The sequence below is a fragment of the uncultured Amnibacterium sp. genome, assembly GCF_964250715.1.
GTDB lineage: Bacteria > Actinomycetota > Actinomycetes > Actinomycetales > Microbacteriaceae > Amnibacterium.
Genome location: NZ_CAXUGX010000011.1, coordinates 94,281 through 112,672, shown reverse-complemented (window position 1 = coordinate 112,672; position 18,392 = coordinate 94,281). Strand labels below are relative to the sequence as shown.

General features: G+C 70.4%; 14 protein-coding genes, 1 tRNA gene, 1 other RNA gene and 2 pseudogenes. 4 read left to right on the top strand and 14 right to left on the bottom strand.

The genetic code is table 11. The features are described 5' to 3' along the window. Positions 1–366 precede the first annotated feature (366 nt). The 10 genes and pseudogenes from ACFE7H_RS11710 to ffs all read right to left on the bottom strand — a co-directional run bounded on the left by ACFE7H_RS11710 (position 367) and on the right by ffs (position 11,215). Positions 367–999 carry a thymidine kinase gene (locus tag ACFE7H_RS11710; protein ID WP_375401413.1) on the bottom strand — a complete coding sequence of 211 codons (633 nt, stop codon included), beginning with the start codon at positions 997–999 and terminating at the stop codon, positions 367–369. 183 nt (positions 1,000–1,182) lie between these two features. Continuing rightward, the gene (locus tag ACFE7H_RS11705; protein ID WP_375401412.1) at positions 1,183–1,854 is read right to left on the bottom strand and encodes a DNA-binding response regulator; all 672 of its coding nucleotides are present in this window, start codon (positions 1,852–1,854) and stop codon (positions 1,183–1,185) included. A gap of 303 nt (positions 1,855–2,157) precedes the next feature. After that, positions 2,158–3,234: pseudogene (locus ACFE7H_RS11700) on the bottom strand (Rv2578c family radical SAM protein). A gap of 63 nt (positions 3,235–3,297) precedes the next feature. Next, entirely contained in the window at positions 3,298–4,776 is a 1,479-nt protein-coding gene (locus ACFE7H_RS11695; protein ID WP_375401411.1) for a malate:quinone oxidoreductase, read from the bottom strand. Between the two features lie 89 nt (positions 4,777–4,865). Continuing rightward, entirely contained in the window at positions 4,866–5,924 is a 1,059-nt protein-coding gene (locus ACFE7H_RS11690; RefSeq protein WP_375401410.1) for an aspartate-semialdehyde dehydrogenase, read from the bottom strand. Then, positions 5,921–7,204, bottom strand: a complete 1,284-nt coding sequence (locus ACFE7H_RS11685; RefSeq protein ID WP_375401409.1) for an aspartate kinase — start codon at positions 7,202–7,204, stop codon at positions 5,921–5,923. The genes ACFE7H_RS11690 and ACFE7H_RS11685 overlap by 4 nt, the downstream gene beginning before the upstream one ends. A gap of 231 nt (positions 7,205–7,435) precedes the next feature. Continuing rightward, positions 7,436–8,290: an alpha/beta fold hydrolase gene (locus tag ACFE7H_RS11680; RefSeq protein WP_375401408.1), complete on the bottom strand. Its 855-nt coding sequence runs from the start codon at positions 8,288–8,290 to the stop codon at positions 7,436–7,438. A gap of 22 nt (positions 8,291–8,312) precedes the next feature. Beyond that, positions 8,313–8,912: a recombination mediator RecR gene (recR, locus tag ACFE7H_RS11675; protein ID WP_375401407.1), complete on the bottom strand. Its 600-nt coding sequence runs from the start codon at positions 8,910–8,912 to the stop codon at positions 8,313–8,315. Between the two features lie 5 nt (positions 8,913–8,917). Next, complete coding sequence (locus ACFE7H_RS11670) at positions 8,918–10,828, bottom strand: DNA polymerase III subunit gamma and tau (RefSeq protein WP_375401406.1); 1,911 nt, start codon at positions 10,826–10,828, stop codon at positions 8,918–8,920. A 290-nt stretch (positions 10,829–11,118) separates the two neighbouring features. Next, positions 11,119–11,215: signal recognition particle sRNA small type (ffs, locus tag ACFE7H_RS11665), an RNA gene on the bottom strand. Positions 11,216–11,334: 119 nt separating this feature from the next. On the opposite strand from ffs, the gene ACFE7H_RS11660 reads away from it, so the two are divergent. The 3 genes from ACFE7H_RS11660 (at position 11,335) to ACFE7H_RS11650 (ending at position 13,851) form a co-directional block, all read left to right on the top strand. Beyond that, positions 11,335–12,282, top strand: coding sequence for a glycosyltransferase family 2 protein (locus tag ACFE7H_RS11660; protein ID WP_375401405.1), 948 nt, complete (start codon positions 11,335–11,337; stop codon positions 12,280–12,282). Continuing rightward, a complete protein-coding gene (locus tag ACFE7H_RS11655) occupies positions 12,282–13,658 on the top strand; it encodes a polysialyltransferase family glycosyltransferase (RefSeq protein WP_375401404.1) in 1,377 nt (458 codons plus the stop codon). The genes ACFE7H_RS11660 and ACFE7H_RS11655 overlap by 1 nt, the downstream gene beginning before the upstream one ends. Before the next feature lie 108 nt (positions 13,659–13,766). Then, positions 13,767–13,851 (top strand) — tRNA-Ser (locus tag ACFE7H_RS11650). Positions 13,852–14,068: 217 nt separating this feature from the next. On the opposite strand, the pseudogene ACFE7H_RS11645 reads toward ACFE7H_RS11650, so the two are convergent. Continuing rightward, positions 14,069–14,452: pseudogene (locus tag ACFE7H_RS11645) on the bottom strand (tyrosine-type recombinase/integrase); the annotation flags it as partial. A 122-nt stretch (positions 14,453–14,574) separates the two neighbouring features. Here ACFE7H_RS11645 and ACFE7H_RS11640 point away from each other — a divergent pair. After that, a complete protein-coding gene (locus ACFE7H_RS11640) occupies positions 14,575–15,864 on the top strand; it encodes an IS256 family transposase (protein ID WP_375401403.1) in 1,290 nt (429 codons plus the stop codon). Between the two features lie 168 nt (positions 15,865–16,032). On the opposite strand, the gene ACFE7H_RS11635 is transcribed toward ACFE7H_RS11640, so the two are convergent. The 3 genes from ACFE7H_RS11635 to ACFE7H_RS11625 are packed head-to-tail and all read right to left on the bottom strand — an operon-like array spanning position 16,033 to position 18,081. Beyond that, positions 16,033–16,611, bottom strand: coding sequence for a hypothetical protein (locus ACFE7H_RS11635; protein WP_375401402.1), 579 nt, complete (start codon positions 16,609–16,611; stop codon positions 16,033–16,035). Then, positions 16,608–17,069, bottom strand: a complete 462-nt coding sequence (locus ACFE7H_RS11630; RefSeq protein WP_375401401.1) for a hypothetical protein — start codon at positions 17,067–17,069, stop codon at positions 16,608–16,610. Before ACFE7H_RS11630 ends, ACFE7H_RS11635 begins: the two co-directional genes overlap by 4 nt. Next, the gene (locus ACFE7H_RS11625; RefSeq protein ID WP_375401400.1) at positions 17,059–18,081 is read right to left on the bottom strand and encodes a hypothetical protein; all 1,023 of its coding nucleotides are present in this window, start codon (positions 18,079–18,081) and stop codon (positions 17,059–17,061) included. The genes ACFE7H_RS11630 and ACFE7H_RS11625 overlap by 11 nt, the downstream gene beginning before the upstream one ends. Positions 18,082–18,392 lie beyond the last annotated feature (311 nt).

The window sequence follows — 18,392 nt, the reverse complement described above, 5'->3', positions numbered from 1 at the left end:
AGCTTGGTAGCGCGCCTCGTTCGGGACGAGGAGGTCGTGGGTTCGAATCCCGCTACCCCGACCATGTGGCTCACCGATCAGCCCCGCTGACCCTCAGGGCTGAGGGACGACTCCGGTGCGGAGGGCGTCGAACAGCCGGTCCAGGCGTTCGCGATGGTCGTTCCGCACCGTGCCCGGCGACTCTCCGGCGATGCGGCGACGCGCGGTTTCCACGAGCACCGTGCCGTAGCCGGCGATGAAGAAGGCGGCGAGCAGGGTTCCGTCGCCCGCAAAAGCCGGGTCGCGTTCCAGTTCGTCGGCGAGGGTCCGCTGCAGATCGGCGGCGATCTCCCGCGGCGATCGGAGGGTCGGCCTGATGGCCCGCGGTCAGCGCGCCGCAGCCACATCCTCCGACAGCAGGACGCCGCCGCTCTCGGCCAGATAGCACTCGCCGCAGAGCGCCTCGTAGCTGGTGTCGTCCTGCTCGTCGATGGCCACCTGGGCACCGTCGAAGACGAACGACTCCCCCACCCGGCGGGCGTTGAAGATCGCCTTGCGGCCGCACCGGCAGATCGTCTTCAGCTCCTCCAGGCTGTGCGCCACCTCCAGCAGGCGGCGGCTGCCCGGGAACGCGGCCGTGCGGAAGTCGGTGCGGATGCCGTAGGCGAGCACCGGGGTGCCCTGCACGACCGCGATGCGCAGCAGATCATCGACCTGCTGGGTGGTCAGGAACTGCGCCTCGTCCACCAGCAGGCACGACACCCCGCCGCCGGTCTCGGCCAGGACCCGGGCGCGCTCGGCGAAGAACAGTTGCAGCACGTCGTCGTCCGGCCCGATCACGAAGTGCACCGGGCGGGTCACGCCGAGCCGCGAGACGATGTCGCGGTCGCCGCGCAGATCCGCCGACGGCTTGGTCAGCAGCACCTGCTGCCCGCGCTCGGCGTAGTTGTAGGCCGCTTGCAGCAGCGCCGTGCTCTTGCCGCTGTTCATCGCGCCGTAGCGGAAATAGAGCTTCGCCATCGTCCGTCCAGGGTACGGCGCCCCTTCCGCAGCCGCAGCGCAGGCCGCGGGGCGGCGTCGCGACGACGAGGAATTGAGGAAATCCCTCGTTATTCAGGACATCACAGGCCCGCAGGGCGCCCGCTTCTCGAAATCTCCTGAATTCCTGCGGGATGCAGACAGCCCCGCTATTGCAGGGGCCTGCTACTGCAAATACCCGTCCTCGGCCGCGCGACGGATCAGGTCGGACTTGCGGCTGGCCGGCCGCTTGGCCTTGGCGTACTTCTCCCGCACACGGCGTAGGTAGGTCTTCGCCGTCTCGTACTGCACGTTCATCTCGGAGGCCACCTCGTTGGTGCTGTGGCCGCTGGCGTACAGCCGCAGCGCCTCCTCCTCGCCGACGGACAGGCGCGGCTTCTCCACCGGCACCGCCACCTGCGGCAGCGGACGCCACGACTCCTGCTGCGCGCTGCCGCCGACACCCGTGATCTCGCGTGCGATGGACATCACCTCGTGCAGCGGCTGGCTCTTGCCGAGGAACGCCGACGCGCCGGCCTTCATCGCACGGTCCCGCAGGTCGGCGGTGTCGAGCCCGGTCAGGACGATCACCTTGGCGCCCGCCGCGCGGCAGGTACGCACCCGCGCCTCGATGGACACGGGCTCCTTCAACTGCACGTCCAGGAAGACGAGGTCCGTGGGAAAGCTGGGGCTGTGCACCATCTGCAGCCACGTGGTCGCCGCCAGAACGACCTCGAAGTCGTGCGCGTTGCCGCGGATCCACGACACGATGCTGTCGAGCAGCACCTCGTGGTCGTCGAGCAGAGCCACCCGCACGCGCCGCTCCTCCGCGGGCAGCGTGGCGGTGCCACTCGTCAACGACTCACGTCGCGCCGATGTCGCCGATCCCCCGATCACGGTCGGAACGGCACCGATAGACCGATAATCATCGGTCCTGTCATCCCAGCTCACCACAGCGTCCTCGTCTACTCGCCATCGGGCGGGCGCCCGAACGGGTCACGCCGGTCGGGTACGCCGACCGGTCAGTACGTTTGTACCCCGCAGCACCCCCTCAGAACCGGTGAATCGCCGGTTCACCCTCCATCTGGGGACAGACAGAGTGCCTGCCGGATCAGGCCCTGTCGAACAGCCGGCAGCAGAGGGCGAGAGGACTGCCCGAGGTCAGAACAGCGGCGGCGGAGCGTGCGTCGATGTCTGCGCGGTGACGGCAGTGCGACGTGCTATTACTCGGGGCGACGGCGCTACTCCGGCCGACGGCGCTACTCCGGCTGTGAGGGCGACGGTGCCGACCGTCAGCCCGTGCCGCTGGACGAGCGGACGGATGCGGTCGGCGAGCCACGTGCGGTAGGGCTTGGGCGCGTACACCCCATCCGCGTAGAGCCGGCGGTACGCCTGCTCGTGCTGCGGGTACTGCTCGTGCAGCCAGGCGAGGTACTACTGGCGCACGCCGGGCTTCAGATGCAGGGCCGACCACTGCACCGTGGAGGCGCCCGCCTCGCGCACCCGGGCGAGCGCCGCATCCAGGTGCTCGATCGAATCGGTCAGGTACGGCAGCACCGGCATCAGCAGCACACCGCACGGCAGGCCTGCATCCCGGACCGCGCGCACCGTCGCAAGACGGGCCGCGGCAGACGGCGTGCCAGGCTCGACGGCCTGCTGCAGTACCTCGTCATAGATCGCGATGGACATCGCGACGTGCACGGGCACGCGCTCCGCAGCGTCGACCAGGGCCGGGATGTCCCGGCGCAGCAAGGTCCCCTTCGTCAAGATGCTGAAGGGGGTGCCGGACTCGGCGAGCGCCTGGATCACGCCCGGCATGAGCCCGTATCTCCCCTCCGCCCGCTGATACGGATCGGTGTTCGTGCCGAGCGCCACCACCGAGCCGGCCCAGGAGGAGCGGCGCAACTCGCCGCGCAGCACCTCGACCAGGTTGACCTTGACCACGACCTCGCGGTCGAAGTCGCCGGCGTCGACGAAGTCCAAGTAGCGGTGCGTCGGCCGGGCGAAGCAGTACACGCAGGCGTGGGAGCAGCCGCGGTAGGGGTTGATGGTCCAGCCGTACGGCATGCCGGTACCGACGCCCGGCACGTGGTTCAGCGCCGACTTGGCCAGCACCTCATGGAAGGTGATACCCGCGAACTCCGGAGTACGCACACTGCGGACGAATCCCGCGGTGTTGGTCAGGCCCGGCAGCGCCTGCGGCTGCTCGGCCTGCACAGCCTGCCCGCTCCACCGCATACCGGTATTCGAACACGATTACTAGAAGATCGCAAATCCAAATCGAATCGGAGTCGAACTGGTCTACGCTGTGAGTCCCAGCGACTCGGATGTGGCCCGATGGATTCGCTGCACGGCGCGCGGGTCGTCGCTCAGCATGGACCCGTAGGTGGGGATCATGTGCGTCAGGCCGCGCCGCCAGGTCGCCATGCGCCCGGGGAAGCACCGCTGCAGGATGTCGAGCATGATCGCGGTGGCCGTCGAGGCGCCCGGCGAGGCGCCCAGCAGGCCGGCGATCGTACCGTCCGCACCCGAGACCACCTCGGTGCCGAACTGCAGCACGCCGCCCTTCTTCGCATCCTTCTTGATCACCTGGGCTCGCTGCCCCGCGCCGAGCAGGCGCCAGTCGGCCGGATCGGCCTCGGGAAAGAACTCCTGCAGTGACGCGAACTTGGCCTTGCGCGTCTTGCGCAGCTCGTTGATCAGATACTTCAGCAGCGGGAAGTTGTCCTTCGCGACGGCGAGCATCGGGATCAGGTTGTGCGGCCTGACGGACAGCGGCAGGTCGAGCAGGCTGCCCTTCTTGAGGAACCGCGGCGAGAAGGTGGCATAGGGCCCGAAGAGCAGTGACGCCTTGCCGTCGACGATGCGCGTGTCCAGGTGGGGCACCGACATGGGCGGCGAGCCGACCGAGGCCTTGCCGTACACCTTCGCCTGATGCTGCTGGACCACCTCGGGGTCGTCGGCGCGCAGCCACTGCCCGCCGATCGGGAACAGACCGAAGCCTCGCGCCTCCGGGATCCCCGCCTTCTGCAGCAGCTTCAGCGCCCAGCCGCCGGCGCCGACGAACACGAACCGCGCCCGCACCGTGCTGGAGGTACGGCCGACCAGGTGCTGGGTGCGCACGCTCCACAGCCCGTCCTTGCCGCGCTTCAACGAGGTGACCTCGGTGTTCAGCACCAGCTCGGCGCCCGCCTGCGTCAGCCCGTCCATCAGGGTGTGGGTCAGCGCGCCGAAGTCCACGTCCGTGCCCGTCACGGTGCGCGTGGCGGCGATCGGCTCGTCGCGCTCGCGGCCGAGCACCAGCAGCGGGGCCCAGGAGTAGATGACCGCCGGGTCCTCGGAGAACTCCATCGCCGAGAACAGCGGATGCTGGCGCAGCGTCTCGTACCGGCGGCGCAGGTAGTCCACGTTCTTCTCGCCGCGGACGAAGGTCATGTGCGGGGTGGAGTTGATGAACCCGGTGCGCTTGGGGACGACTTCGGCGTCGACGAGGCCCGCCCAGAACTCGCGGGAGAGCTGGAACTGCTCGTTCACCTTGACGGCGCTCGTGATGTCGATGGAGCCGTCCGGACGCTCCGGCGTGTAGTTCAGCTCGCACAGGGCGGCGTGGCCCGTGCCCGCGTTGTTGAAGGGGTGGCTGCTCTCCTGCGCCACGTCGCCGAGCCGCTCGAAGATGCGGATCGACCAGTCCGGCTCCAGCCGGTGCAGCATCGTGCCCAGGGTGGCGCTCATGATGCCGCCGCCGATCAGGACGACGTCGACGGGTTCATCGGTGGCCATCGGGCGAGTTTACCGTCGACTCGCTTTGCGACCCGTCCCGGAGGGTTCGACCGCGAGCCTCCGACGGAGATGGCGACGGGTGTGCGTTCTCAGGCGACCCGGGATCGGGCGGCGACCAGTTCGGCGATCTGCACCGCGTTCAGAGCCGCGCCCTTGCGCAGGTTGTCGTTGCTGATGAACAGGGCCAGGCCGCGGCCGTCCGGCACCCCCTCGTCACGGCGGACGCGGCCCACATAGCTCGGATCGCGGCCGGCTGCGGTCAGCGGCGTGGGCACGTCCGCCAGCTCGACTCCGGGGGCGGAGGCGAGCAGCTCCCGAGCCCGGGCGGGCGAGATCGGGCGGGCGAACTCCGCGTTCACGGACAGGGAATGGCCCGTGAAGACCGGCACCCGCACGCAGGTGCCGGAGACCGGCAGGTCGGGCAGCTCCAGGATCTTGCGGCTCTCGTTCCGCAGCTTCTGCTCCTCGTCGGTCTCCTCCGACCCGTCGTCCACCAGCGCGCCCGCGAAGGGGATGACGTCGAACGCGATCGGCGCGACGTACTTCGCCGGCGCGCCCAGGTCGACCGCCTGCCCGTCGTGCACCAGGCGGGTGATGTCGCCGTCGCCGACCGCGCGCTCGACCTGGTCCGCCAGCTCCGCGACTCCGGCCAGCCCGCTGCCCGACACCGCCTGATACGTGCTGACCGTCAACCGGATCAACCCCGCCTCGGTGTCGAGCACCTTCAGCACCGGCATCGCCGCCATCGTCGTGCAGTTCGGGTTGGCGACGATGCCCTTCACCGCGCCGCTCAGGGCGTGCGGGTTCACCTCGCTGACCACCAGCGGCACACGCGGATCCATCCGCCAGGCGGAGGAGTTGTCGATGACGGTCGCTCCCGCGTCGGCGAATCGGGGCGCCAGTTCGCGCGACGAGGCGGCCCCGGAGGAGAGCAGCACGATGTCGAGGCCGCTCGGGTCGGCGGTCGCCGAATCCTCCACCTCGATCTGCCCGTCCTGCCAGGGGAGCAGGGTTCCGGCCGAGCGCGCCGTGGCGAAGAAGCGGATGTGCTCCACCGGAAAATCGCGTTCGGCCAGCAGGCGACGCATCACGGTGCCGACCTGGCCGGTCGCGCCGACCACGCCGACGCGCAGCCCCGGCGCGCTCATCGGCCGGTCCCCGCGTAGACCACTGCCTCGTCCTCGCCGTCCAGGCCGAAGGCGGTGTGCACGGCGCGGACCGCGGCGTCGATCGAGTCGGCGCGGGTGACGACGGAGATGCGGATCTCGCTGGTGGAGATCATCTCGATGTTGATGCCCGCCTCGGACAGCGCGGTGAACAGCTGGGCCGAGACGCCGGCGTTGGTGCGCATCCCGGCGCCGACGAGCGCCAGCTTGGCGATCTGGTCGTCGTGCTGCAACGACAGATAGCCGAGCCGCTGCTGTTCGGCGGTGATGGCGGCGAGCACGGCCTGCGCATCGCCCTTGGGCAGCGTGAAGGAGATGTCGGTCAGCCCGGTCGCGGCGGCGGAGACGTTCTGGACGATCATGTCGATGTTCGCGCCCGCGCGGGCCACCACGGTGAACAGCTCGGCCGCCTTGCCCGGCTCGTCGCGCACGCCGACGACCGTGATCTTCGCCTCGCCGAGGTCGGTGGCGACGCCGGCGATGACCGCCTCTTCCACGGGTGCTCCGTTCTCGTCCAGCCCGGGTGCCGGCGGGTTGTAGACGATCGTGCCCGTCCGGTTGTTGAACGACGAGCGGACATGCAGGGTGACGCCGTGCCGGCGAGCGTATTCCACGGCACGGATATAGAGGACTTTCGCGCCTCCGGCGGCCAGCTCCAGCATCTCCTCGCTGGTGATCCTGGGGATCGGCCTGGCCCGCGGAACGACCCTGGGGTCGGCGGTGTAGATGCCGTCGACGTCGGTGTAGATCTCGCAGAGCTCGGCGTGCAGGGCGGCCGCGAGCGCGACAGCGGTCGTGTCGGACCCGCCGCGGCCGAGCGTGGTGATGTTGCCGGTGGCCCGGTTGAAGCCCTGGAACCCGGCGACGATGGCGATCGCTCCGTCGTCCAGGGCCTCGCGCACGCGGCCGGGCGTCACGTCGACGATGCGGGCCGCACCGTGCGACGCGTCGGTGATCATGCCGGCCTGGCTGCCCGTGAACGACCGCGCATCGTGGCCCATGCTGCGGATCGCCATCGCGAGCAGCGCCATGGAGATGCGCTCGCCGGCTGTCAGCAGCATGTCGAGTTCCCGTGGCGCCGGCAGCAGAGTGACCTGGTGGGCCAGGTCGAGCAGCTCGTCGGTGGTGTCGCCCATCGCGGACACGGCGACGACGACCTCGTTGCCGGCCTTGCGCGTCTCGACGATCCGCTTCGCGACTCGTTTGATGCTCTCGGCGTCCGCGACGGACGAGCCGCCGAACTTCTGCACGATCAGACCCACGCCACGCCTTCGACTCCGCTGCCGGACCGGCCCGGCGGCCACGAGTGTACCGAGGGCCTCGCGCGGCCCCGGGCGGGCGGAGTGCGCGGGCGCGGAGGTGCGTGCGCAGATGTGCGTGCGCCTCGCGCGGTAACTGCGGCCTTCGCGCGGGAGGTGTGCGTACCGCGCAAAGGCGCAGCTACCGCGCGAACCGGTTGGGGACCGGGGAAGCGCCGGTCAGGGCAGCGCCTACTAGGAGACGGCGCGCAGGAACTGGATGAGGGCGGAGGCGGTGGCGTCGGGGGCCTGCTCCACCGGATAGGCGCCCGCATCGGGGACCAGCAGGCCGCGGGCGCCGGCGACCAGCCGCGCGAGTGCCTCGGTGGTCGCCCCGCCGAAACCGAACCGGCCGCCGATGGCGAGCCCCGGTATGCGGGTGCGGCGCCGGGCGGCGGCACGGATCGCCGCGGTGTCCTCCGCCTCGCTGCGGAACAGGCCCAGGGTCGCCGCGAGCCGATCGTCGCCGCGATAGGCGCTCACGTAGGCGAGGTGGGCGTCGAAGTCGAGCCCGGCGGGACCGGCTGCTGCGGTGAGCACGGCGTCGACCAGCACGTCGAAGCGGCCGGGCAGCAGCGCCTCCGCCACGCCGTGCGGGGCGCGGAGCAGCGCCACATGCCAGTCGGGCCGGTGCGGTGCGGGCGGCGGCAGCGGAACGGCGAGCCCAGCCGGCACCGCCTCCTCCAGCACCAGGGCGACGGTGCGTGCGGGCTGCGCGGCCGCCATGAGTGCGGCGACGGTGCCGCCCATCCCGTGGCCGATCAGGACGGTGCGCCGCACGCCGAGGGCGTCGAGCACGGCGATGACCTCCCTCGCGAGCAGCGGCTTGGCGTGCGAATCGGCGGCACTCCCCGCTGCTGGGCCGGTGGACGTACCGCCGAGTCCGCGCAACTCGATCGCCAGCGTGCGGTAGCCGGCGCGGTTCAGCGGCGGGATCAGGTGACGCCAGTGCAGCGAGGTGACGGGCCAGCCGTGCAAGAGCACGATCACCGGACCGGAGCCCGCGTCCGCGACCTCCAGGGAGACGCCCCGGCCGATCGGAATCAGCATGCGCCCGCCACGCTGCGCCCCATCACTGTTCGACGAGGCGCCGGCCTTCGAAGGCGCGGCCCAGGGTGACCTCGTCGGCGTACTCCAGGTCGCCGCCCACCGGCAGCCCCGACGCGAGGCGGCTGACCTGCACGCCCACCCCCCGCAACAGACGGGAGAGATAGGTGGCGGTGGCCTCACCGGTCATGTTCGGGTCGGTCGCCAGGATCACCTCCTGCACCTGGCCGTCGGCCAGCCGCTGCAACAGCTCGCGGATGCGCAGGTCGTCCGGCCCGATGCCGTCGATCGGGCTGAGGGCGCCGCCGAGCACGTGGTACAGCCCGCGGAACTCGCGGGTGCGCTCGATGGCGGCGACGTCTTTTGCCTCCTCGACCACGCAGATGGCGGTGCCGTTGCGGCGTGGGTCGCGGCAGATGCCGCACCGTTCCTGGTCGGCGACGTTGCCACACAGGGCGCAGAACCGCACCTTCTCGCGCACGTCGATCAGGATCTCGCCCAGGCGGGAGACGTCGAACTCGCGGGTCTGCACGATGTGGAACGCGATGCGCTGCGCCGACTTGGGGCCGATGCCCGGCAGCCTGCCCAGTTCGTCGATGAGCTCCTGCACGATGCCCTCGTACACGGGTCTCAGCCTTCCCGAGCGGGAACGACGGCGGTCTCTTCGAGGAAGCTGGCGCCCAGGATCTCGCGCACCACCGACTCGCCGTAGCGTTCACTCGCGGCGACCGGCACGGCCTGCGTCGTCGGTGCGGTGGGCGCCTCGGGCTGCTCAGGGGTGGAGGCCGGCTCGCCGCCGTCGACCCGGGGACGGAACTTGACGCGTACGCCCAGCACCTCGAGGATCGCGCTGCGCAGCACCTCGCTGACCCCGCCGGTGGGAGCGGTCTGGCGGAACGTCTCGACGTCGCCGCGGCTGACGAACGAGATGGTGAGCACGTCGCCGTCGAGGGCACGCGGATGCGAGGTGAAGACGACCGCCCAGGCACTGCGCTTGGACCGCTGCACCGTCTCGAGGATCTGCGGCCAGGCGTCGCGCACGTGCTGCAGCGTGACACCGACCGTGCCCGACGCCGACGCCACGGTCGCGGGCGACGCGATCTGCTCGACGGACCCTGGGTCGGCGACCGCGGCAGACGCTGCTGCCGGCGCCGATCGCCATGGCACCGCTGCCGGACGAGACGGCTGCTGCGGGTCGGAGGCGCCCCGGTCATCGCGGTCGCCGGACGGCACCGATGTGCGGATCTCGGACGCGGGCGGTACCGACGTCGCAGCGGGCGGGGTCGATCGCGCTATCGACGGAGGGGTGACCGGCCGATCGAGGGGCGCACCCTGCTCGGCGGAGACGGGACGCTCGGTCACGGGCGCAGCGGGTGATTCCACGCCCACCCGCCGCTCGAGTCGCTCCAGCCGGGCGATCGCTCCGCGCTGACCGGTGTCGGCGGCGGGCACCAGCATGCGGGCGAGCATCAACTCCAGCTGCAGCCGGGGCGAGGTGGCGCCGACCATCTCGTCGAGTGCGGCGCTGACCGTGTCGGCCGCCAGGGAGAGTTCGGCGGGGCCGAAGCGGGTGGACTGCACGACCAGGCTGGAGATCGTGTCCGCGGGGACGCCACGCAGCACGGCGCCGGCCTGCTCGCCGGTGGCGGCGACCAGGATCAGGTCGCGCAGCCGCTCCAGCAGGTCTTCGACGAAGCGCCGCGGGTCTTGTCCGGTCTGCACGATGCGGTCGACGGCGGCGAACGCACCGGCGGCGTCGCGGTCGCCGACGGCGTCGACCACCTCGTCGATCAGGGCCGAACTCGTGTAGCCGAGCAGCGAGGTGGCGCGGTCGTAGGAGACGCGGCGGTCGTCGGAGCCGGCGATCAGCTGGTCGAGCAGCGACAGCGTGTCGCGCACAGAGCCTCCGCCGGCCCGCACGGCGAGCGGCAGCACGCCCGCCTCGACGTCGACGCCCTCGGTGACGCAGAGCTCGCCGATGTAGGCGAGCATCTGGGCGGGCGGCACCAGCCGGAACGGGTAGTGGTGGGTGCGGGACCGGATGGTGCCGATGACCTTCTCGGGCTCGGTGGTGGCGAAGACGAACTTCACGTGCTCCGGCGGTTCTTCCACGATCTTCAGCAGCGCGTTGAAGCCCTGCGAGGTCACCATGTGCGCCTCGTCGAGGATGAAGATCTTGTAGCGGTCGCGGGCGGGTGCGAAGACGGCGCGGTCGCGCAGGTCGCGGGCGTCGTCGACGCCGTTGTGGCTGGCCGCGTCGATCTCGATGACGTCGAGGGAGCCGGGACCGCCGCGACCGAGTTCGACGCAGCTGGCGCAGACGCCGCAGGGGGTGTCGGTGGGGCCTTCGGCGCAGTTGAGGCAGCGGGCCAGGATGCGGGCGGAGGTGGTCTTGCCGCAGCCGCGCGGGCCGCTGAACAGGTAGGCGTGGTTCACCCGGTCGGCGCGCAGCGCGGTGCGCAGCGGATCGGTGACGTGCGACTGGCCGATCAGCTCGGCGAACGTCTCCGGCCGGTAGCGGCGGTAGAGGGCGGTGACCACTCTGTCGACGCTACCCGCGCCGTCCGACACCGCCGGGCGCGTCGCCCCGCCCTGTGGATTCCGCTCCCCTCCGCACGAGGAATTCAGGACAAATCGAGAAACGAAGGCTGAAACCGCCCCGCAGCGCCTTCATCCCTCGAAAAGTCCTGAATTCCTCGCCGCAGACCCCGCCCACCTCGCGCTGACGCGGCCGCCCACTCACCCGCCCGACGCTGATTCGGGAGCGAAGGCGGCTCGGCCGCCGCAGCGGACTACCCACGACTCGCGCCGCAGAAGCGGCGGCGCGACATACGAACGGCCCCCCGCGCACCCGCCAGAGCCCGGTTACCCTTGCTGCGTCTCCGCCCTGGGGGAGTTGGCCTGGATGGCGCCACACGGGGAGCCGCCCACAGTGTACCGGGGAGGGCGCCCCGTTCACCCGATCGTCATGCGGGCGTCATCGCGCAGACGCTCCGGCTGGCGACACTGGCGCGCCGCCCGCCCGGACGGCGTCAGGGGGTTTCCGCGTGCGGCTGTCGGTGGTAGTGCCGTGTCACGATGCGGCGCACTTCCTGCCGACGACGCTGGCGAGCGCGCAGCGCAACACGGCTCCGGACACGGAGTGGTTGTTCGTCGATGACGGGTCCCGCGACGACACCGCCGCCCTGCTGGCGGCCTTCAGCCCGGCAAGCGGCTCCGTCCGCGTGCTGACGCATCCGGAGTCCCGCGGGGTCGCCGCTGCGCGCAACACGGGAACCGCGGCGGCGGGCGGACGCTTCATCACGTACCTGGATGCGGACGACTGGTTCGCGCCCGGCTACCTGCCGAAGCTGACCGACGCCATCGACCGGCTCGGCGTCGACTTCGTGCGCGCCGACCACGTGCGGGCGGAGGGGCGCATCCGCACGGTCCGCCGCGCTCCGGAGCCACGTCGGTGGCAGCCGCTGCCCGCGCGCCGCGGCATCGGGACGGGAACGACGCGGGCGAGCATGGTCGACTACCCGAATGCCTGGTCGGGCATATACGACCTGCGGCTGCGGGAGACGGGCCTGCTGCACGTGGAGGAGCATCTGGCGACCGCCGAGGACCGCCGCATGTCGTGGCGGCTGCACCTGTTCGCCTCGACATACGCGGTGGTCGGCCTGACCGGGTACTTCTATCGCCAGCAGGTCGCCGGCTCGCTGACCGCGGTCGGCGACGAACGGCAACTGCACTTCTTCGACGCCTTCGACCTGGTGCTCGCCGACCTGCTGGCGGACGCCGACCTGGCGCCGCACCTCGGCCGGTTCGTGCGCGCCTACCTGGGGATGATCGCGCACCACGACGCCCGGCGCGGCCGGTTCGCACCCGACACCTGGCGCACGTTCCGGCAGCGGGCCCGCCGGACCATCCGCGCGCTGCCCGCGGACCTGGTCGCGGAGGCGCTGCCCAGCATCGACCCGGCACGGGCGCGACGCCTGCAACGGCTCGCCTGATGCGTCGGGTGCAGGTCTTCGAGGCCTCCTCGTTTTATCAGGTGATGGTGCTGGCCGCCGCGCTCGACGCCGGCAGCTTCGGGGACGCGGACGAACGGATCCTGCTCACCTCCGCGAACGCCGAGGTGCCGGAGGTCGCGCCGCGGATCGACGAGGTGCCGGGGGCCGCCGCGCTGCTGCTGCGCTTCGACCGGACGGCGTCGTACAACGACGTGATCCACCCGCTGCACCCGTCGCTGTTCCGGCCGCGGGTGCCGGAGCAGCCGCTGTTCGAGCGGGCGTTCCGCCGGGCGCTCGGGCTGGCCGACGACGACCTGGTGGAGCTGGCGGTGGAGTCGGTGCACGTGCCGCCGGCCCGGACCATCCTGAACATCTTCGCGGAAGCGCCGGTGACGGTCTATGCCGAGGGGCTCATGAGTTATGGCCCCACGCGGGACCCGCTGACGCCGGTCATGGTGGATCGCGTGCGTTCCGTGCTGTACCTGGATCTGGTGCGGGGCCTCCTGCCCGAGTTGCTGCGCGAGTACCGCGTCCCGGCCGTCGCGATACCGGAGCACGCCTTCCGGCAGGTCGTCGCCGAGCTCGCGGGCGCGACGGCCGCAGCGCCCGTCGGCGAGCCGTATGCGCTGATCCTCGGGCAGTACCTCGCCTCGCTGCACCTGCTGTCGCGGCGTGCGGAGCTGGAGCTGTACGCGGGCCTGATCCGGACCGCGGCCGGCCGGGGCCTGCGCACGGTCGTGATGCGGCCGCATCCGAGCGCCCCGGGCCATGATGTCGAGTCGCTCCGCATGGCCGCGCTCGAGTCGGGGGTGCGATTCGAGTTGGACACCGATCCGGTGCCGGTCGAGGCGCGTTACCACCGCGATCCGCCGGCGCTGGTGCTCGGCTGCTTCTCGACCGGCCTGGTCACGGCGCAGCGCTACTTCGGGCTGCCGGCCGGATCCGCCGGTGCGGCGGCCGTCCGCGCGGCACTGCCTCGGTTCGAGGACAGCAACCGCATCCCGCTGGTCATCGTCGAGCACGTCATCCCTCGGGTGGACGAGGATGCACCTGCCCTCGCCGCGCCGGATCCGATCGCCCTGCAGGCCCTGCTGTCCGCGCTCGGATACTGCATGCAGTGGCGCGCGCACGCCGCCGACCGCGCGCGGACCGCCGCCTACCTCCGGCGGACCCCGGACCCCGCTAGCTTCATCCCCCGATCCCGCCGGCGCGAACTGCTGCTCCCGGGCGGCTGGCCCCTCACCCTCGGGCCGAGCCGGTTCGCCCGCTGGAGCGGGCGCGCGACCGTGGCCCGCGCGCGCGCCGCGCAGGCACTGGCGCTGGCCCGTCACGTCGCCGGCGCGGCAAGCCCGCCCGCCGACCGCCGGCGCGCCTGAGCCGCGCCTGCCAGACATCGAGCCGGGTAGCTTGCGGAGTGCTCGGGCCGGGAGCGGTGCGCGACCCCCGGCTACACTCATGACCGCTCGCGGCTGAGGCTGCGGCCCGGAGGATTCGCCTAGTGGCCTATGGCGCACGCTTGGAAAGCGTGTTGGGTGCAAGCCCTCGGGGGTTCGAATCCCCCATCCTCCGCACCCTTGAGGGCCCTCGATCCGCGTAACGACGCGGATCGAGGGCCTTTGTCCTTCTCCAGCCCCCACAAAAACCCCACACTTCTGTGGGGGCTCTGGTTGACGCGGAGCGTTCTGACCTGGTCCAGACGGTCCGAGACGGCGTCGAGATCATCGTCGAAGAGGTCGGCGTAGGTGTCGAGCGTCATGGCTGCGGAGGCGTGGCCGAGCATCCGTTGCACCGCCTTCACGTTGGCGCCGGCGCTCACCGCGAGGCTCGCGGCGGTGTGCCGGAGGTCGTGGATGGTGATCCGCGGGAATGTCGGGTCGATCGCGCGGGCTTCGCCAACGGCGCGCATGAACCAGCCGTTGCGGGCTTGTGGTCTCGGCAGATGGGTTCGGCCATCACCGAAAACGATCGCCTCTTGGTTCTTGCCCGCCATCTGTTGTGCCAGACCTTGGAGCAGGAAGCGGGGGAGCGGCACGCTCCGCGTCTCGTGTGTCTTCGGGGTTCCGACGACGATCTGCGTGGATACCTTGACGGCGTTCTCCTCGACCCGAGAACGGCGCCGCTGCAGATCGACGTTTCGAACCCGAAGTCCCGTGACCTCGCCCCACCGCATGCCGGTGTAGGCCAGCGTGTAGACGAGCGCCGCGTGCTCGGGCACCAACTCGGCCGGGACTGTGGATTTAACGGTGTTTCTGGCCTGACACGTCGAGCGGATGGCTTGGCGGGGAGGGTGCCGTGATGACGACACTGGAGACCGTGGCGACACGGAAGAAGAAGAACGAGCCAACTGCTGAGGAGGCGGCGGCCGTCGAGTTGGTCCGGATGGCGCAGGAGCAGGGCTTGTCCCTGACTGGGCCGAACGGGCTGCTGAAGCAGTTCACGAAGACGGTGCTGGAGACGGCGCTGAACGAGGAGCTGACCCAGCACCTCGGTCACGAGAAGCACCAAGCAGCCTCGGATCGGGAGGGCGGGAACATCCGCAACGGAACCCGACCGAAGACGGTGCTGACCGAGGCGACCGGTCACGTCACGATCGAGGTGCCGAGGGATCGGGACGGGACGTTCGAGCCGCAGATCGTGAAGAAACGGCAGCGGCGGTTGACCGGAGTCGACGAGATCGTCCTGTCGCTCTATGCCAAGGGCCTCACCACCGGTGAGATTAGCGCTCACTTCGAGCAGATCTACGGCGCCAAGGTCTCGAAGGAGACGGTCTCGCGGATCACCGACAAGGTGATCGAGGAGATGAACGAGTGGGCCGCTCGACCGTTGGACGGCGTCTACGCGGCGATCTTCATCGACGCGATCGTGGTCAAGATCCGGGATGGGCAGGTCGCCAACCGGCCCATCTACGCGGCCATCGGCGTGACGCTCGCGGGCGAGAAGGACGTCCTCGGCCTCTGGGCCGGCCCGGGCGGTGAGGGCGCGAAGTTCTGGATGGCGGTGTTGATGGAGATCAAGAACCGGGGCGTGAACGACGTGTTCTTCCTCGTCTGCGACGGACTCAAGGGCCTGCCGGATGCGGTGAACACCGTCTGGCCGCTCACCACGGTCCAAACCTGCATCATCCATCTGCTGCGGAACACGTTCCGGCTCGCGTCGAAGCGGGACTGGGACGAGCTCAAACGCGACGTCCTCCCGATCTACACCGCCGCTAACGCCGCGGCAGCGCGGGTCGCGTTGGATGAGCTGGCGGAGAAGTGGAGCACCCGGTATCGGGCCATGATCGGGCTCTGGGAGAACGCCTGGGCCGAGTTCATCCCGTTCCTCGACTACGACGTCGAGATCCGCAAGGTGATCTGCTCGACCAACGCGATCGAGTCGCTGAACGCCCGCTACCGGCGCGCGGTCAAAGCGAGGGACCACTTCCCGAACGAGCAGGCCGCGTTGAAATGTCTCGACCTCGTCACCCGGTCCCTGGATCCGACCGGGCGAGGCAGGGCACGATGGACCATGCGCTGGAAACCAGCCCTCAACGCGTTCGCCGTCACCTTCGCCGACCGCTGGCCGGCAGCCGAGACCTACTAACCGAAAACGCCACAAACACCGTTAACGAGATAGTCCCGTTCCGCTGAGTGAGGGTGGTTCAGGAGCCGCTCCGCGGAGGTGGCAGGCCAGGACAGGGCAAGACGGGTGGAACCCGTCGTTCGCCCCCTCGACCCGAACGACGCGGGCAACGACGGGTTCTCCGAGGGGTCAGCACTGGCTGGTTCCGTTCGATTGGCTGCGGGCGTGCCGTCGGTCGAGGAACTTCGGCTTCAGCTGGTCGAGGCGCGCGGTGACGTCCTTGAGGTACTGGTCTTCGTGATCGGTCAGAGCGCCGAGGTTGATCAAGGAGCGCGGGATCACCATGTCGCGGTCCTCTGAGGCCGCTGCGTCCTGCCATGCCGCCTTCATGGCCTCCCCGGCGACTGTGCGGACTTGGTCGAGAAGGGTTTTGTAGGACAGTCCAGCGGCGACGTCCTCGCTCAGGACGAGGGCCCGGTAGTAGCTGAGTCGGCTCTGGATGTGCCGGAGCTCCTCGGAGAGCCGGATGCGCTCCGGCGCCGGCTCGTCTGCTCTGCGCCGTCGGATGGCGTAAGGGAACTCCTTGTACTGGGTGTACACGTCGAAGGCCTCGGCAAACGCGACCTGCAGGCGGGCCCGCTCGGCGGCGCGCGTTCGCGCGCGCTCCTGCCATCGGTTCTGCAGCACGCCGATGATGGCTGCGACGACCGCGCTGGTCAGTACCGCACCGATCACGGTGGTCCCGGCGGCGTGCAGGAGGTCGGTCATCGTGGTGCGCTCTCATTCGTTGGGCGGAAGGGTGTGTGGGTGACCTCGTCGCCGGCCCATTCGCCGGTGCGACGCCACCACTCCTCGCGGATCAGGTGCGCGGCGATCTCGGCGACGAGAGCAGCGGCACCTTGCTGCGGCACCCATCTCCGGTCTTCGGGATCGTCGGGGTGCCACATGCAGAGGGAGCCGTCGCCGTACCGGTGCGGGGAGTCCGTCGGACCGTCGGCGAAGACGCGTGGGCTGGCGGGCGTGGCACGGTGGAACGCGATCGTGACTCGGCGGGGCGGCATGTCGGGCAGGCGCAGCGTGACGGCGACATCGAAGCCGCCCGGGTATCGGGTGCGTCGCGGGATCGTCAGCGCTTCGAGCTCGCGGAGGTCGTGAGCGAACCGTATCCGTTGCGCGGGTGCATCGAACCAGAACGCCCGGGCCGGCACCCGGGCCCTACCGGTCACCACCGAACGACCGCCGCCGGGGGTCGGACGCGGCGGCGACCGAGACGCCGACAGCCGCTGCAAGCAGCGGTGCGCCGACCTTCAAGACGCCGGTCGCGGCCTTCAAACCGTTGGACGTCGGGGCGTCGAGGTACTTCCAGAACACCTGCGCGAGCTCGGTGTGGACCACCTCGGTGCCATCGGGGGAGTCCAGGGCTGTGCGGAGGTGATCGGCTGCAGTCCGCAGGCGCTTCGCCATCGCGGTGACGGTCACGCCGTGCTGCAGCTTCAAGTCCTCCGAGACACCGGCGGGGTCAGGAGTCGGCTCGTCGGCTTCCAGCCGGGTCGCGGCGCTGTCGAACAGCGTCCACAGCCCCTTCGCGATCCCCAGCCTCGGGGTGACGAACTCGAGTGCCCACACACCAAGCTGGAACGACGAGGCGCCGGGCTTCTCGAACTGCCCGTTCCAGGTCTTCGCGAGTCGGGTGATCCGCCGGCGGGTACGTCGCGCGGCGATCGCGCCGCTGTTCAGCAGCTCGAGGTGGCCCTCCGGGTCGGAGGGCTCCCACCGGTTCTTGGTCAGGTTCGGGATCCACAGCCCGTCGCCGTCACGGCGAGTGAGGGCGACGACCAGGTCGACCGTCGGGTTCTGGCCGTCGACCTCCTGCCCGAAGTGGATCTTCGGGCCCCGCTTGGAGGTGTGCACCTTCGCGTTCGGGTAGTCGATGCGGATCGTGGGTCCAATGTGCGCGCACAGGTCGGCTGCCACCTGCTCGGGCAGCTCTCCCCCACCTTCGGGCCCGAGAGCGGGGTACTTGCGTCGGTCCAGGACGAGGCCACCGTCGCCGTCGCTGACCGGGTCGTTCATCAGGTGGGTGGCCAACGACCCACTGCGGTACGTGCGCAGACTGCCCTCGAAGCTGCCGGCTGCGGAACGCACCGTCGCGAGCCGAAGCCGGGCCTCCCCCAGCGGTCCAGGGCTCGCCTCGGTCCGATCGCGCACGTCGGTCAGCTGGTCGTCCAGGTAGGTCATCCGTCCCCCGATCCTGCGACTCCGCAGGCCGCGGATCCGCTACGTTTACCAAGCAGGTGAACGCAACGCTACCACGCAAGAGTTTACCAGGAAGGTAAACAGTGCTTCTGGCGTGGCGTGATCCGCACCTCGAGGTCTGCTGCTCACAGCAGGCCGCACTCGACCTCGCCGCCGGAGCATCCGCCGAAGATGCGCGCGACCTGCTGACCGTGGTGTCTGAATCGGAGCCGTTCGGCGTCCTTCTGCGGTTCCAGAGCATTCGTTTCACCGTGTGCTCCGGCGCCGTTGACATGAGCCTCGGCGTCGCTCGG

Excerpts from the sequence above, each read along its gene's own strand:
- ACFE7H_RS11625 (WP_375401400.1), bottom strand. The coding sequence starts at position 18,081 with ATGACCTACCTGGACGACCAGCTGACCGACGTGCGCGATCGGACCGAG.
- ACFE7H_RS11680 (WP_375401408.1), bottom strand. The coding sequence starts at position 8,290 with ATGCTGATTCCGATCGGCCGGGGCGTCTCCCTGGAGGTCGCGGACGCG.
- ACFE7H_RS11690 (WP_375401410.1), bottom strand. The coding sequence starts at position 5,924 with ATGAGCGCGCCGGGGCTGCGCGTCGGCGTGGTCGGCGCGACCGGCCAG.
- ACFE7H_RS11695 (WP_375401411.1), bottom strand. The coding sequence starts at position 4,776 with ATGGCCACCGATGAACCCGTCGACGTCGTCCTGATCGGCGGCGGCATC.
- ACFE7H_RS11635 (WP_375401402.1), bottom strand. The coding sequence starts at position 16,611 with ATGACCGACCTCCTGCACGCCGCCGGGACCACCGTGATCGGTGCGGTA.
- ACFE7H_RS11655 (WP_375401404.1), top strand. The coding sequence starts at position 12,282 with ATGCGTCGGGTGCAGGTCTTCGAGGCCTCCTCGTTTTATCAGGTGATG.
- ACFE7H_RS11710 (WP_375401413.1), bottom strand. The coding sequence starts at position 999 with ATGGCGAAGCTCTATTTCCGCTACGGCGCGATGAACAGCGGCAAGAGC.